Consider the following 14,516-nt stretch of genomic DNA (forward strand, 5'->3'; position numbering starts at 1 on the left):
TCGTCGGCTCACGCTACCGGGTCCCCAGAGCCAGGTGCTACGCAGCACAGGAGGTGACCTGCGTCCCTGTGACCGCGGTAACAGATCACCACGGCCGCAGCGACGAACCCGGCCCCTCACGCTTCGGAACGGCCTCCCCTCACGCCGCCGCCTGAAGGTCGAGCCGGGCCCCGAACTCCCTTACCACGGGCTCGTCCCGGAACGGCTCCAGCCGCTGCTGGAAGTCGTCCAGGTACTCCGCGCCCCGGTTGGAACGCAGGGTCTCCAGGAGCTCCACGGCCTTCAGACCGGTGGCGCAGGCCTGTTCCACCTCCCGCTGCTGCACCTGCGCGGTCGCCAGCAGGACGTAACCGATCGCGCGCCGCCGCGCCTTCGTCTCGGGCAGGCCGTCCAGGGACTCCTGCGCGGTCCGCGCCGCCGCCTCGGCCTGTCCCAGGTCGCGGTGGCAGTGCGCCAACTCGTCGGCGAGATAGGCCTCGTCGAAGTGCGCGATCCACGCCGGATCGTCCCCGGCCGCCGGATCCGCCTGCTCCAGCGCGTTCACCGCGCGGCCCGACGCGGTCTGCGCCGCCCGCGCGTCGCCCATCAGCGCGTGGCCCCGGGCCTCCGCCGCGTGGAACATCGCCTCCGCGCGCGGGGTCACCCGCCCGCGCGCCCCTTCCTGCGCCGCCCGCGCCAACTGCGCGATCTCCCGCGGGTTCCCGAGCTGCGCGGCGAGGTGGCTCATGGACGCGGCCAGGACGTATCCGCCGTAGCCGCGGTCACCGGCCGCCTGGGCGAGCCGGAGCGCCTGGATGTAGTACCGCTGGGCCAGGCCGGGTTGGCCGGTGTCGACGGCCATGTAGCCCGCCAGCTCGGTCAGTCGGGCCACCGCGGCGAACAGGTCGCGGCCGACCGCCTCCCGGTACGACCCGGCCAGCAGCCCCGAGACGACACTGTTGAGGTAGTGCACGACGACCGGGCGCACATGCCCGCTGCCGTACTGGTGGTCGAGGTCGACCAGGGCCTGGGTCATCGCGCGGACGGCCGCCACGTCGGACGGCCCCACCCGGGGCCCGGCCGCGCGCGAGACCTGGGAGTCCGGCGAGGAGATCAGCCAGTCGCGGCTGGGCTCGACCAGCGCGGACGCGGCGACGGAGGAGCCGGACAGGAAGTCCCGCCGCCCCACGTCACTGCGCCACAGCTCACACACCTGCTCGATGGCCCCCAGTACCGTCGGCGAGAACTGGAGACCGACCCCCGAGGCGAGGTTCTTGCCGTTGGCCATGCCGATCTCGTCGATCGTGACCGTACGGCCGAGTTTGCGGCCGAGCGCCTCCGCGATGATCGCCGGGGCGCGGCCCCGCGGCTGCTGGCCCCGCAGCCAGCGCGCGACGGACGTCTTGTCATAGCGCAGGTCGAGACCGTGCTCGGCACCGCACATGTTGACCCTGCGGGCCAGCCCGGCGTTCGAGCAACCCGCTTCCTGGATGAGCGCCTGCAACCGTTCGTTCGGCTGCCGCGCGACGAGAGGCCTTGCGGCCATGGCGTACCCCCTGTGGCTGCGGTGCCTGCCCACGCACCGAGTTGACGTGTCTTCCACCGAAAAGTTCCGGCCGTGAAGATCAATGCCCCGCCAACATGGCGAAAATGCGAGGCATGCGAGGATTGCCGGGGTAAAGACTGTTGCCGTCCCCACACGTGGCTACCCAGCTCACGCCGAGGTTCCTCCTCTGCGCCCCCGCCCATGCACCCATGCGCCCCGGATGCGGGATCAATGCGCTTCCCGGCGCGCGGGACCTGGCCGTAACCCGAGGTGGGTGCGGGAGTTGTGTTGAGCGTGGAAGAGACGATCGCGGGCACCGAAGCCGCTCAGATTCCGAAGCAGCGTGGCGAATCGCTGCTGGAGACAGCCGTACGTTACGCCGAGGAGCGCCACTGGGACGTCTTTCCCGGAACCTGGCTGGAAGCCGTCGACGGGGTGCAGCGCTGCTCGTGCGGCGACGCCGCGTGCGCCGCCCCCGGCGCGCATCCGGCGCGCGGGGACTGGGGGACGCAGGCGACCGGGAGCGCGACGGTCGCGCGGCGGATGTGGCAGAAACAGCCGACCGCTTCGATCCTGTTGCCCACCGGCCGTACATTCGACGCGATCGATGTGCCCGAGACCGCGGGGTTCCTCGCGTTGGCGCGCATGGAGCGCATGGAGTTGACCCTCGGTCCCGTCACGTTGACGCCGGATCGCCGAATGCAGTTCTTCGTACTGCCGGGGGCGTCGGTGAAGGTGCCGGAGCTGGTGCGGAAGCTGGGGTGGACTCCCTCGTCGCTGGATCTCGTCGCCCTTGGCGAGGGGGCGTATGTGGCTGCGCCGCCTACTCGGTTCGGGTCCTCGGGGGCCGTGCAGTGGGCTTGTCGGCCCACCCCGGCCAATCGGTGGTTGCCGGATGCGGAGGAGCTCATCTCGCCGCTTGCATATGCGTGCGGTCGGGACAGGTAGCCTGCGCGGTTCCCCGCGCCCCTGAGGGTGGATGGCGAACCGTAGGGTTCAGCCATGACGTCAGCGGCCGTACGTGTACATGGGCTCTGGAAGCGGTTCGGGCAGCAGGTGGCTGTGGCCGGGATCGATCTGGAGTTGCCCGCCGGGAAGTTCATCGGGCTCGTCGGGCCGAACGGAGCCGGGAAGACCACCACCCTGTCCATGGTGACCGGGCTGCTCCGGCCCGACGCGGGGAGCGTGGAGGTCGTCGGGCACGACGTGTGGCAGGACCCGGTGCAGGTGAAGGCCCGGATCGGGGTGCTGCCGGAGGGGCTGCGGCTCTTCGAGCGGCTGTCCGGGCGTGAACTGCTCGGCTACACCGGGCGGTTGCGGGGACTGCCCGGTGCCGAGGTCGACAAGCGGGCCACCCAGCTCCTGGACGTCCTCGATCTCGCGGGGGCACAGCACAAGCTGGTCGTGGACTACTCGACCGGCATGCGCAAGAAGATCGGCCTGGCCGCCGCGCTGCTGCACAACCCCGAGGTGCTCTTCCTCGACGAGCCGTTCGAGGGCGTCGACCCGGTGTCCGCGCAGACCATCCGGGGCGTCCTTGAGCGGTACACCGCCTCCGGCGCCACCGTCGTCTTCTCCTCGCACGTGATGGAGCTGGTGGAGTCCCTGTGCGACTGGGTCGCCGTCATGGCGGCCGGCAGTATCCGCGCCCACGGGACGCTCGCGGAGGTGCGCGGGGACGCTCCCTCACTCCAGCGGGCGTTCCTCGAACTCGTCGGGGCGCACGGCCGGGACACCGGCTCGCACCTCGACTGGCTGGGCGGCGGGGCGGCCCGGTGAGCGCCGACGTCACCCCCGTCACCCCCGTCGTCGTAAGGCTGAAGCTGTCCCTGCTGAAGAACGGGCTGAAGCAGTCCGGCGGGCGGCGGGCCGCGTACATCGGTTCGGCCGTGGCCGTGCTGCTCTTCTCCGTGTTGCAGCTGATCGGGCTGATCGCGCTGCGCGGGCACGCGCACGCCGGGTCGGTGGTGGTGCTGCTGGTGGCGGTGCTGGCGGCCGGCTGGGCCGTGATGCCGCTGTTCTTCCCCAGCGGCGACGAGACCCTCGACCCGACCCGGCTGGTGATGCTGCCCCTGCGGCCCCGGCCGCTGGTGCGGGCGCTGCTCATGGCCTCGCTGGTCGGCATCGGGCCGCTGTTCACGCTGTGCATGCTGACCGGGTCGGTGATCGCGGTCGCGCACGGGGGTGTGGCGTACGTCGTCGGCGTCATCGGTGCGGTGCTCGGGCTGCTGGTGTGCGTGGCCCTCGCGCGGACCGTCGCCGCGGCCAACATCCGGCTGCTGACCAGCCGTAAGGGCCGTGATCTGGCGGTGCTGAGCGGGCTGGTCATCGCGGTGGGGGCGCAGGTGGTGAACTTCGGCGCGCAGCGGCTGGGTTCGCGCGGGCTGGGGCAGCTCGACGGGCCGGCCGAGGTGCTGAAGTGGGTGCCGCCCGGCTCGGCGATCGGGGCGGCGGACTCGGCGAGCGAGGGGTCCTACGGCGTTGCCTTCCTCCAACTCGCCCTGTCGGCGCTGGCTTTGGTCGTGCTGCTGGGCGTGTGGTCGCGGCATCTGACCCAGCTGATGACCTCGCCGGACGGCTCCACCCTCCAGGCCGCCGACTCCAGGAGCCGGGAGCGGAACTCGACGGGGCTGTCCCGGCTGCTGCCGGCCGGCCGTACCGGCACGGTCATGGAGCGCAGCCTGCGCTATGTGTGGCGGGATCCGAAGACCAAGGCGGCCTGGGTGACCTCGCTGGCCATCGGGCTGATCGTGCCCGTGTTCAACGCCCTCCAGGGCACCGGCTCCATCTACTTCGCGTGCTTCGCCGCCGGGATGCTCGGCGTGCAGATGTACAACCAGTTCGGGCAGGACACCTCCGCGTTCTGGATGGTCGCGATGACGATCTCCTCGACCCGGGACGCCTACGTCGAGCTGCGGGCGCGGGCACTGGCCCTGCTGGTGATCACCCTGCCGTACGCCACGCTCGTGACCGTCCTGACGACGGCGATGCTGGACGACTGGCCGAAGCTGCCCGAGGTGCTGGGGCTGTCCTTCGCGCTGCTCGGGGCGATGCTGGCGACCGGGGCGTGGACGTCGGCGCGCTTTCCGTACTCCATCCCGCAGGAGGGCTACAAGAACGTGGCCCCCGGGCAGTCCGGGCTGGCCTTCATGGCCATCCTGGGCGGCATGGTCTCGGCGGCCCTGCTGTGCGCCCCCGTCATCGCGGGGACGATCTGGCTGAACGTCAGCGAGGGCGGCGAGCGGTGGAGCTGGCTGCTGCTGCCCGTGGGGACGGTCTACGGCGTGCTGATCACGGTGGCGGGGCTGCGGCTGGCGGCACCGCGCACGGCCCGCCGGCTGCCGGAGATCCTGGCGCTGGTCAGCAAGGGGTGACCGGGGTGAGCCGGGCGGACGGCCCGCCCGGCCGCGGGTGGGTCAGCCGCCGAGGTCGGTTCAGCCGCTGAGGTCGGTGAGGACGCTGTCCAGGAAGGGTTCGATGGCGGCGCGCCAGGCGTCCGGCTGGTCGTAGTGGACGAGGTGGCCGGCGTCGGCGACCTCCGCGTACTGGCCGCGGGGCAGGACGCGGACCATCTCCTGGGCCTCGGCGCGGCCCAGCTCGCCGTCGAGGCCGCGGACGACCAGGGTGGGGCAGCGGACCTGGGCGAGTTCCTCCCAGTGGGCGTCGTAGACCCAGGTCTCGCGGGACTCCAGCATCTGCTCCGGTTCGAAGACCGGGCGCCAGCCGTCGGGGGACTCCTGCATGACCTCGGCGTAGAACTCGCCGCGTGCCCGGCTCGGGCGCTCCACCCAGGGGTCGTCCTCGCCGAACCACTTGCGTACGTCGGAGAGGGTGGCGAAGGGGGCGGGCCAGGCCTTGAACCAGTCCTCCCACTCGCGCTGCGAGGCGGCGCCGAGGGCGGAGGCCCGCATGTCGCAGATGATCAGCCCGCAGACCAGGTCGGGGCGCTTGGCGGCGAGCTGCCAGGCGGTCAGGGCGCCCATGGCGTGCCCGACCAGGACGGCGGGGGCGAGACCGAGCTGTTCGAGAGCGGCTTCGGCGTCCTCGACGTAGGCCTCGCGGGTGAAGGCGGCCCTCGGGGGCTTGTCGCTCTGGCCGTGTCCACGCTGGTCGAGTGCGACGGCGCGATGCCGTGCGGAGAGCCAGCGGGCGGTGGAGGCCCAGTGCGAGGCGCGGCCCATCAGGCCGTGCAGTAACAGCACGCCGGGCGCCCGTTCCGCCGCGCCGGGGCCCGGCGGGCGTGGTGCGGGCACGGGGTGCGCCCCCTGCGGTACGTCCCTGGCCTGATCGCTCTTGGGAGGGTCGCCGAACTCCCAGGCCGCCAGGCGTACGTCGCCCGCCCCGGTCACGTCGATGCGTCGCGCCACGGTTCTGGCACCCCCCTAGCTCCGCTCGGACCGCCCGTTCTCTCGCCGGCCGGTCCTGTGTGAACCCCGTCCTGGCCTGCTCTGTCCGTCGTGCCCCGCCCTACCCCCTGAAGCGCGTGGGCCGCGTGATACGTCACCCGCATCCCCGCGAGACTATCGAATACCCATTCGAAGATACCGTTCTCGCCGGCAACACCCCTCGTTCGAGTGACCGCACTCAAGGAATGATCGCCGCTGCCGAGGGGAGATCTTCAGCGGGAGGCGGACCGATCGGGGAAACCGGTCCGAAGGGGATGACCCTGGGAGCTCGGGGCTCCGGGTCAGCACAGGGGAGGACAGGCCCCGGCGCCACACGGCGCCGGGGCCCTCTCCCTGCTCACGGCACATCATCCCCGCCCCTCCCCGGCCGGACGGCATCACTGCCGACCACGGCCAAGAACCCCTCAGGTCATATGCCTCACGCGACAGCCTCGCACGGGATGCGCCCGGGCGCTGCGATTCGGCGCAGTGAATCTTGCTTTCGGCACCCCCGCCGAAGCACCACAACTGCCTCCCGGTTCACAGCAGTTGACGGCCACCCGACGGAAGTGCGCACTCCACGGGACCGCCGCCGCCCGGCGCGGGACACTCGGCGTCCAGCACCCGGCGCCCGGCACCGCTCAGCGCTTGGCGACGAACACGTGGGAGGCCACGTCCGACTCCAGCTCGGCCGCCTCGCCGCCGCTGCCCACCAGCACACCGCCCGCCGACTCCGTCACGCTGACCACCGAGCCGGGCTGCACGCCCGCCCGCCGCAGCGTGTACATCAGCTGCGCGTCCGTCTGGATCGGCTCGCCGATCCTGCGCACCACGACCGTCTTGCCCTCCACACCCGGGTCGAGGTCGGCGAGCGACACCATGCCCTCGTCCAGGAACGGGTCGGCGCCGTCCTTCTCGCCGAGCTCCTCAAGACCGGGGATCGGATTGCCGTACGGCGACTCGGTCGGGTGGCGCAGCAGCTCCAGCACACGGCGCTCCACGGCCTCGCTCATCACATGCTCCCAACGGCACGCCTCGGCGTGGACCTGCTCCCACTCCAGGCCGATCACGTCGACGAGCAGACACTCGGCGAGGCGGTGCTTGCGCATCACGCGCGTGGCCAGCCGGCGGCCCTCGTCGGTGAACTCCAGGTGCCGGTCGCTGGCGACGGCCACCAGGCCGTCCCGCTCCATCCGCGCCACCGTCTGGCTGACGGTCGGCCCGCTCTGGTCCAGCCGCTCGGCGATCCGGGCGCGCATGGGGACCACACCTTCCTCCTCCAGCTCAAGGATGGTGCGGAGATACATCTCCGTGGTGTCGATCAGTCCGGACATACGTGCCCCTTGATGAGATCTGCCGGAAGCACGACAGCTTCGCGGCGCGTGCGCTGGCCCTGGGGTCAATTCTGCCGGATACCACCGACAACCGTGCCGCGCCGGTGAAACCAAGGCGTTAACCAGTGGCGACACGGCCGTATTGACATCCCACTGGTCCAGACCGCACGGTGATCCGCGACACAGCGACGAAAGGGTGGGGTGCTCGCATGGGCGACACGGGCGGCACGGATTTCACGACCGGGGGCACGCTGTCCGACCGGTTCTTCGACGCCGCGATCCGCCTGCTGGAACGGGCCCGGGACGAGGAGGCCGAGACCGTCCGGGCGGCCGGCGGGCTCCTCGCCGACACCGTCGCCTCCGGCGGGCGCCTGTTCGCCTTCGGCGCCGGGCACTCCTCGCTCGCCGCACAGGACGTCGTCTACCGCGCCGGCGGACTCGCCCTGATGAACCTGCTGGCCGCGCCCGGTCTCGTCGGCGTCGACGTGATGCCCGCCACGCTCGGCTCCGCCCTGGAACGCGTCGACGGCCTCGCCACCGCCGTCCTGGACTCCTCGCCCCTGCGCGCGGGCGACGCCCTCGTGATCATCTCGCTCTCCGGACGCAACGCGCTGCCCGTGGAGATGGCGATGCGGGCCCGTGAGCTGGGCGTCCGCGTGATCGGCGTGACCTCCGTGGCCTACGCCGCCGAGACCTCCCCCCGGCACTCCTCCGGCACCTTCCTCAAGGACCACTGCGACATCGTCCTCGACTCCAAGATCGCCATCGGCGACGCCGAGCTCACCCTCGACACCGTCCCGGCCCCCTTCGCCCCCGCCTCCACCGTCGTCACCTCCGCCCTCCTCCAGGCCGTCATGGCCACCGCGGCGGGCGCCCTGGCCGACCGGGGCATCGACCCGCCCCTGCTGCGGTCGGGGAACGTGGACGGGGGGCTGGCCTGGAACGACGAGGTGTTCGAGAAGTACGGGGAGCGGATCTTCTATCGGCGGTGAGCGCCGGCGCGCGTGCCGCGTGGCCGTAGCTGCGGCCACGGGCGGACAGTCGTACCGCTGGACAGCGCCCGGTCATGCGGTGGCGGCTGCCGGTTCGCCGAGCCGCGGGCGCACCTTCGCCGCCGTGTCCGCAGGCGCTGCTTGCCGCGGGCGTCCCGCGCCGCCGTAGCCACGGGGTGCCCGACCGCCGGACCGGTGCCCTACCCCCGCCCCAGCACCTCGCCCAGATCCAGGGCCGCGGCGATCCGGACGGCCACGTCCTCCGCGTACACCGCGTCGCCGCGCTCGAACTGGCTCCGGCCGGACCCCCGCAGAAACGTCACGACACCGAGCGTCCGCCCCCGGCTGCGCAGCACCGCACACAGCGCGTGCACCGAGTCCGCGGGCCATTGCCGGGCGATCGCCCACTCCCGGGCCGCCTCCGCGGACACCGCCCCCACGCTCGCCCGCACGGATCCGATGCGGTCCGCGCACTGCAAGGCCGGATGCCCCTCGGCATACCGCACGGGCAGCCCCGCCTGACCGGTGAGCGGACTCGGCCCGGGCGCCCCCGAAGGCGTCGCGGCGACCCGCACGAGCCGCAGCGGCCCGTCCGTCACCGCCCCGTCGGCCACCGCACCACCCGCGACCCGGTCGATCAGCGCGTGATCGGCGAACCCGGCGAGCGCGAAGTCCAGATGAACCGTCGCCGCCTCCCGCGGATCCTCACACTCGGCGGCCGCCCGCGCCGCCCGGTGCAACTGGTTCGTACGGAACCGCAGCAGCGACGCCTCCTGCTCGCCCTGCTTGCCCTCCGTCACGTCCTGGAAGAGCCACCCGACACCCAACGGCACCGGCTCCTCCGCGAGCGGCGACGCCAGCCGCACGAACCCGCACCGCCAGCAGCGCCGCTGCTCGCCCTCCGGCGTCCGCACACTCACCCAGATCTCCGCGGGCGCCGGCGGAGCGCCCTCGGCCAGCACATGCGTGAGCGCGCTCTCCAGCTCCTCCACACCCTGCGCGAGCAGCTCACCCAGCGGCCGCCCCAGGACGGACGTACGCCCGATGCCCAGCGCCCTGGCCGCATGCGCGTTGACGACCGCGGGCCGCAGATCGGCGTCGACCAGCACGACACCCCAGGACGCGTCCTCGAACAGCGCCTCACTCAGCGCGATGGACCGCTCCAGGTCGATCTGCGCGTGCACCTCGCTGAAGGCGCAGTACAGACCGGCCGGCTTCCCGTCGGGCCCGCGCACGGCCGCCGACTGCGTCCGCACCAGCACCCGCCCGCCGTCCTTGGTCAGCAGCGCGAACTCGTGCACCTGCCGCCCCGGCGCGTGCATCGCCGACAGCAGCCGCCCCTCGACCTCCTCGGCGTCCGCACTCCGTACGGCCCACCCCGCGAACCCGTGCCGCCCCACCGCCTCCGCCGCGGTCCAGCCGAGGATCCGCTCCGCCTCACGGTTCCAGTGGGTGACCACCCCGTCCACGTCGAACGCGCACAGGGCCGCGTCCATCCCGTCGAGCAGCGCGGCCAGCAGATCCGAGCCGCTCGGCCCCTCCGGGCCGCCCGAGCCCTGCGGACCCTCCGGCCCTTGCTCGTCCGGTCCGATCTCGTCGGTGGTCCCACTACGCCGGGAAGCACTCACCTGGACCCCCTGCAGGCTGCCGCGTCCGTCGCACCAACAACACGCCGGTTCGCTCACTGACCATCATTGAACTCGAACGTGACGCAGCACACACCGGGTTCCCACAAGATTGAAGGAATCGTTGTACGCCGGAAACGTCCCGAAACCGCACTACCCGCCGACGGGCGACTCCAGCCGCAGATCGATCCACAGGTCGGTCTCACCGTCCAGCACATACCGATCGACCTCCCGGAACCCGCGCGCCTTCGCGAACCGCACCCCGTCCTCGTTGGCGGCCAGCACACACGTCTCGATCACCCGGGCACCGAGCACCCGCGCGTGATCAAAACCCTTCTCGTACAGAGCCGTCCCGAAACCCCGCCGCCGATACTCGGACAGCACCCGCGCGATCACGGTCCCCACAGCCCCCTCCCCCTCCGGCGGCCGCACCGTCGAACACCCCACCAGCACGTCCCCGAGATACGCGTTCACCAGCCGATACCGCCGCACCCGCTCCCGCACGGCCTCGATCCCCATCGCCGCGGGCGGAACGACCACGTTGTGAACATGACGCCACTGCTCCAACATGTCGTCCCCGACCACCGGCTCCATGCGCAGACCAGCCATAGGAACCCGCTCCCTCCCTGCGTACGCCTTGATCCCGATCTTCCTACGGCGATCCTGATGGATGCCTCAGGACTTACGGGCCGCCGCTAGCAGCAAGATCGGCTATGCGTTCGACGATTCAGGATCTTTCGCACGAACGAGCGCCATCGACTGATTCAGTCGATCACTGACGGCTTGGTCATTAGCGTTGCTTGCACCCTTCGGAAAGGAGGTCACTCGCTCCCCAACGCAGGTTGCCGAGTGACCAGCCCCAGTCATCACGATCCCCAAGATCAGGGAGGTGCCCCGATGACTACGTTCCCCGCAGGTGAGTAGACCCACCAGGCTGTGCTTCCTCAGCAGCCTGCTCTGGAATCCGTGGGAGCAGACACCCCCGGGAGCAGGGACGAAACGGCTCACGGACATCCCGCCACCGCGCGGGACACCGGCCGGGAACATGGGCGAGGGGAGACCGACGGGCGCGGTGACGCTCCCCCGCACAACCCGCCGTACACCGGCGGCATCGGCGCGAGCAGAGTCTTCGTCCTGTCCAAGGACGGACACCCGCTCATGCCCTGCCACCCCGCCCGCGCCCGGGAACTCCTCGGCAAGGGACGGGCCGTGGTCGCCCGACAAGTACCCTTCGCCATTCGGCTGCGTCGACCCCGGCTCCAAGGGCACGGGTCTCGCCCTCACCGACGAGAAGAAGGAAGTCGACGCGCACGGCGCCGTCGTCACCGTCAGACGCGGGCTCACAGCACTGGAACTCCAGCACCGCGGCGACCAGAACCACCGATCCATGCAGCAGCGTGCCGGTTACCGACACCGGCGGCGCTCCGCCAACTGCCGCTACCGAGCCCCTCGCCCAGACAACCGACCGCGCCCCGCAGGATGGCTCCCACCCTCCCTGCGCCACCGCGTCGACACCACCTATTCCCAGGCAGCACGCCTCTGCCGCTACGCCCCCGCCACCGAGATCCACATCGAACGCGTCGCCTTCGACACCCACGCCATGAGCGCGGGCAGACCCCTCACCCAAGCCGAGTACCAGCAAGGCACACTCGCCGGAACCGAAGCCCGCGCCTACCTCCACGCCAAGTGGAACCACTCCTGCGCCTACTGCGACGCCACCGGCGTACCCCTGAACATCGACCACCTCAGGCCCCGCAGCCAAGGAGGGTCGAACCGCATCTCCAGCAGGTGAGAACGCCCCTCCATGACGCCGCCGCCATGAACGCGACCCGTTGGCAGCTCACGGAAACCCTCAGCGACCTCGGCAAGCCGGTACACGCCTGGTCAGGCGGCCGTACGAAGTGGAACCGCAGCGCCATGGGACTGGAGAAGACCCACACCCTGGACGCGCTGTCGGTCGGGCGCCTGAATCATCAGAGCGGCGACGCCATCGTGCGGTTCCCGGGGCAGGTGCTCAACGTCAAAGCCACCGGTCGCGGATCGTACGCCCGCACCACTCCGGACCGCTTCGGGTTCCCACGGCTCCGCCGGGCCCGCACCAAGCAGCACTTCGGGTACGTCACCGGGGATCTTGTCCGGGCCCATGTACCGACCGGCAAGTGGGCAGGCACATGGACCGGGCGCATCTCCGTCCGCGCCAGGGGGCAACACAGCCTCACCACACCGAGGGGTCGTATCAACGTCTCCCACCGGAATCTGAGACTGCTGCAACGGGGCGACGGATACGGCTACAGCACCCGGCAGGAACTCTCAGAGTCAACTTCTCAAAAAACCGGTTGATCCGTGCCGGACCTCTTCCTAAGGTGTCGCTTACGCATGAGAGGAGGTGATCGGGTACATGAGTGAAACCCGGACGCGCGAGGTGGCTGCGGGCTAGCGGCTCGCCACCACACCTAGTGCGGTGCCGGACCAGCGTGTGCGCGAAACACGCAGCCGGCCCAAACCAACGCAGTCACCCGACCCGCGAGCTCGCCGGTAACGTCCGGCCGGCTCCCCAGCCGTCAGGCGGGGGAACCCGAGTTCGCGGGTCGTCTGCGTTGACGGAGAGGCCCTAGCGGGCGATGTCGCCGTAGCCCTCGATCTCCCGCGGGTCCCGGGTGCCGGGGCCGATGTAGCGGGCCGAGGGGCGGACCAGGCGGCCGGTGCGCTTCTGTTCCAGGATGTGGGCGGACCAGCCGGCCGTGCGGGCGCAGGTGAACATGGACGTGAACATGTGGGCCGGGACCTCGGCGAAGTCGAGGACGATGGCGGCCCAGAACTCGACGTTGGTGGCAAGGACGCGGTCGGGGCGGCGGGCGTGGAGCTCGGCGAGGGCGGCCTTCTCCAGGGCTTCGGCGATCTCGAAGCGGGGAGCGCCGAGTTCGCGGGCGGTGCGGCGCAGGACGCGGGCGCGCGGGTCCTCGGCGCGGTAGACGCGGTGCCCGAAGCCCATCAGGCGCTCGCCCTTGTCGAGGGCCTGCTTGACGTACGCCTCCGCGTCGCCCGTGCGCTCGATCTCCTCGATCATGTGCAGGACTCGGGAGGGTGCGCCGCCGTGGAGGGGGCCGGACATGGCTCCTACGGCGCCGGACAGCGCGGCGGCGACGTCGGCGCCGGTGGAGGCGATGACGCGGGCGGTGAAGGTGGAGGCGTTCATGCCGTGCTCGGCGGCGGAGGTCCAGTAGGCGTCGACGGCGGCGACGTGCTTGGGGTCCGGCTCGCCGCGCCAGCGGATCATGAACCGCTCGACGACGGACTGCGCCTTGTCGATCTCCCGCTGGGGGACCATCGGCAGGCCCTGGCCGCGGGCGGACTGGGCGACGTAGGAGAGGGCCATGACGGCGGCGCGGGCCAGGTCCTCGCGGGCCGTGGCGGCGTCGATGTCCAGCAGGGGCTTCAGGCCCCAGACCGGCGCGAGCATGGCGAGCGCGGACTGGACGTCGACGCGGATGTCGCCGGAGTGCACGGGGATCGGGAACGGCTCGGCGGGCGGCAGGCCGGGGTTGAAGGCGCCGTCGACGAGCAGGCCCCAGACGTTGCCGAACGAGACGTGACCGACCAGGTCCTCGATGTCGACGCCTCGGTACCTGAGCGCGCCGCCCTCCTTGTCGGGTTCGGCGATCTCCGTCTCGAACGCGACGACTCCTTCGAGTCCGGGTACGAAGTCGGACATCAGGCGGCTCCTCATGATGGGTACGACGGATGGCGCCCCGCGGATCCACGGTCGTGCGTTCGACTCGCGGTCCCGGGCGGTCACCCCGGTGATGCCCCGTGCGGTCGGCGGTCATCCCTCGGGACGGCATCAGCACCATATCCCCGAGTGCCACCTTTGGGGAGAGTTCGCGGCACTCAGTGCCACACAGGATGCGGGGCGACCGCCCGTACGGCGTCCTCCCATACGGCAGGATGACGGCGTGACCGACCGAGATGCCGCCCTCGATCCCGCCGCCCTCGACCCCGCCGCCATGCGCCAGCAGTACCGCGCCGAGGGCCTCACCGAGACCGACCTCGCCGCCACCCCGGTGGAGCAGTTCGCGCGCTGGTTCAAGCAGGCCGCGACGGAGGGCCGTCTCTTCGAACCGAACGCCATGGTCGTCTCCACCGCCGACGCCGAGGGCCGCCCGAGTTCCCGCACGGTGCTGCTGAAGCACTTCGACGACCAGGGCTTCGTCTTCTACACCAACTACGACTCCCGCAAGGCCCACGAGCTCGCCCGGAACCCGCATGTCTCCCTGCTCTTCCCCTGGCACCCGATGGCCCGCCAGGTCATCGTCACCGGCGTCGCCCGCCGCACCGGCCGCGACGAGACCGCCGCCTACTTCCGCACCCGCCCGCACGGCTCCCAGCTCGGCGCCTGGGCCAGCGGCCAGTCGTCGGTGATCGCCGACCGTGCCGCCCTCGACGCCACCTACGCGGAACTCGCCGCCCGCTACCCGGAGGGCGAGCAGGTCCCGGTCCCCCCGCACTGGGGCGGCTTCCGGGTGGCCCCGCGGACGGTGGAGTTCTGGCAGGGACGGGAGAACCGGCTGCACGACCGGTTGCGGTACGTGGCGGAGGCGGACGGGAGCTGGCGGGTGGAGCGGCTCAGCCCTTGATCAGCCCCTGGAGGGAGGGCT

The 14,516-nt window shown here is 71.5% G+C and carries 12 protein-coding genes and 1 pseudogene; 7 read left to right on the plus strand and 6 right to left on the minus strand.

Features of this window, described 5'->3' with window-relative positions; all coding sequences use genetic code 11:
• Positions 1–139: 139 nt before the first annotated feature.
• Positions 140–1,525, minus strand: coding sequence for a transcriptional regulator (locus SLINC_RS19835; RefSeq protein WP_067434716.1), 1,386 nt, complete (start codon positions 1,523–1,525; stop codon positions 140–142).
• Between the two features lie 285 nt (positions 1,526–1,810).
• On the opposite strand from SLINC_RS19835, the gene SLINC_RS19840 reads away from it, so the two are divergent.
• The 3 genes from SLINC_RS19840 to SLINC_RS19850 are packed head-to-tail and all read left to right on the plus strand — an operon-like array spanning position 1,811 to position 4,899.
• Entirely contained in the window at positions 1,811–2,473 is a 663-nt protein-coding gene (locus tag SLINC_RS19840; RefSeq protein ID WP_107406639.1) for a bifunctional DNA primase/polymerase, read from the plus strand.
• A 54-nt stretch (positions 2,474–2,527) separates the two neighbouring features.
• Entirely contained in the window at positions 2,528–3,304 is a 777-nt protein-coding gene (locus SLINC_RS19845; RefSeq protein WP_067434719.1) for an ABC transporter ATP-binding protein, read from the plus strand.
• On the plus strand, positions 3,301–4,899 hold the full coding sequence (locus SLINC_RS19850; RefSeq protein WP_225988323.1) for a transporter: 1,599 nt from the start codon (positions 3,301–3,303) through the stop codon (positions 4,897–4,899). Before SLINC_RS19845 ends, SLINC_RS19850 begins: the two co-directional genes overlap by 4 nt.
• Positions 4,900–4,959: 60 nt before the next feature.
• Here SLINC_RS19850 and SLINC_RS19855 read toward each other — a convergent pair whose 3' ends face one another.
• Together SLINC_RS19855 and SLINC_RS19860 are read right to left on the minus strand one after the other, a co-directional pair.
• Positions 4,960–5,892 carry an alpha/beta fold hydrolase gene (locus SLINC_RS19855; RefSeq protein WP_067434722.1) on the minus strand — a complete coding sequence of 311 codons (933 nt, stop codon included), beginning with the start codon at positions 5,890–5,892 and terminating at the stop codon, positions 4,960–4,962.
• Positions 5,893–6,551: 659 nt separating this feature from the next.
• Positions 6,552–7,244, minus strand: a complete 693-nt coding sequence (locus tag SLINC_RS19860; protein ID WP_067434725.1) for a metal-dependent transcriptional regulator — start codon at positions 7,242–7,244, stop codon at positions 6,552–6,554.
• 209 nt (positions 7,245–7,453) lie between these two features.
• Here SLINC_RS19860 and SLINC_RS19865 point away from each other — a divergent pair, with 209 nt between their 5' ends.
• The gene (locus SLINC_RS19865) at positions 7,454–8,236 is read left to right on the plus strand and encodes an SIS domain-containing protein (RefSeq protein ID WP_067434728.1); all 783 of its coding nucleotides are present in this window, start codon (positions 7,454–7,456) and stop codon (positions 8,234–8,236) included.
• 200 nt (positions 8,237–8,436) lie between these two features.
• Here the strand turns inward: SLINC_RS19865 and SLINC_RS19870 are convergent, their stop codons facing one another.
• Both SLINC_RS19870 and SLINC_RS19875 read right to left on the minus strand, forming a co-directional pair.
• Positions 8,437–9,864 (minus strand): PAS domain-containing protein, encoded by a 1,428-nt coding sequence (locus SLINC_RS19870; RefSeq protein WP_067434731.1) that lies wholly within the window; start codon positions 9,862–9,864, stop codon positions 8,437–8,439.
• A 150-nt stretch (positions 9,865–10,014) separates the two neighbouring features.
• Positions 10,015–10,470: a GNAT family N-acetyltransferase gene (locus SLINC_RS19875; RefSeq protein WP_067434734.1), complete on the minus strand. Its 456-nt coding sequence runs from the start codon at positions 10,468–10,470 to the stop codon at positions 10,015–10,017.
• Between the two features lie 549 nt (positions 10,471–11,019).
• Between SLINC_RS19875 and iscB the strand changes: the two are divergent.
• Positions 11,020–11,653 (plus strand): annotated as a pseudogene (gene iscB, locus SLINC_RS49370) (RNA-guided endonuclease IscB).
• A 26-nt stretch (positions 11,654–11,679) separates the two neighbouring features.
• A complete protein-coding gene (locus tag SLINC_RS49375) occupies positions 11,680–12,201 on the plus strand; it encodes a hypothetical protein (RefSeq protein WP_225988322.1) in 522 nt (173 codons plus the stop codon).
• A 271-nt stretch (positions 12,202–12,472) separates the two neighbouring features.
• Here the strand turns inward: SLINC_RS49375 and SLINC_RS19885 are convergent, their stop codons facing one another.
• Positions 12,473–13,573 carry a citrate synthase 2 gene (locus tag SLINC_RS19885; protein ID WP_067434737.1) on the minus strand — a complete coding sequence of 367 codons (1,101 nt, stop codon included), beginning with the start codon at positions 13,571–13,573 and terminating at the stop codon, positions 12,473–12,475.
• Between the two features lie 241 nt (positions 13,574–13,814).
• Between SLINC_RS19885 and pdxH the strand changes: the two genes are divergently transcribed.
• Positions 13,815–14,495 carry a pyridoxamine 5'-phosphate oxidase gene (gene pdxH, locus SLINC_RS19890; RefSeq protein ID WP_067434740.1) on the plus strand — a complete coding sequence of 227 codons (681 nt, stop codon included), beginning with the start codon at positions 13,815–13,817 and terminating at the stop codon, positions 14,493–14,495.
• The last annotated feature ends 21 nt before the right edge of the window (positions 14,496–14,516 follow it).

Source organism: Streptomyces lincolnensis (assembly GCF_001685355.1).
Lineage (GTDB): Bacteria > Actinomycetota > Actinomycetes > Streptomycetales > Streptomycetaceae > Streptomyces > Streptomyces lincolnensis.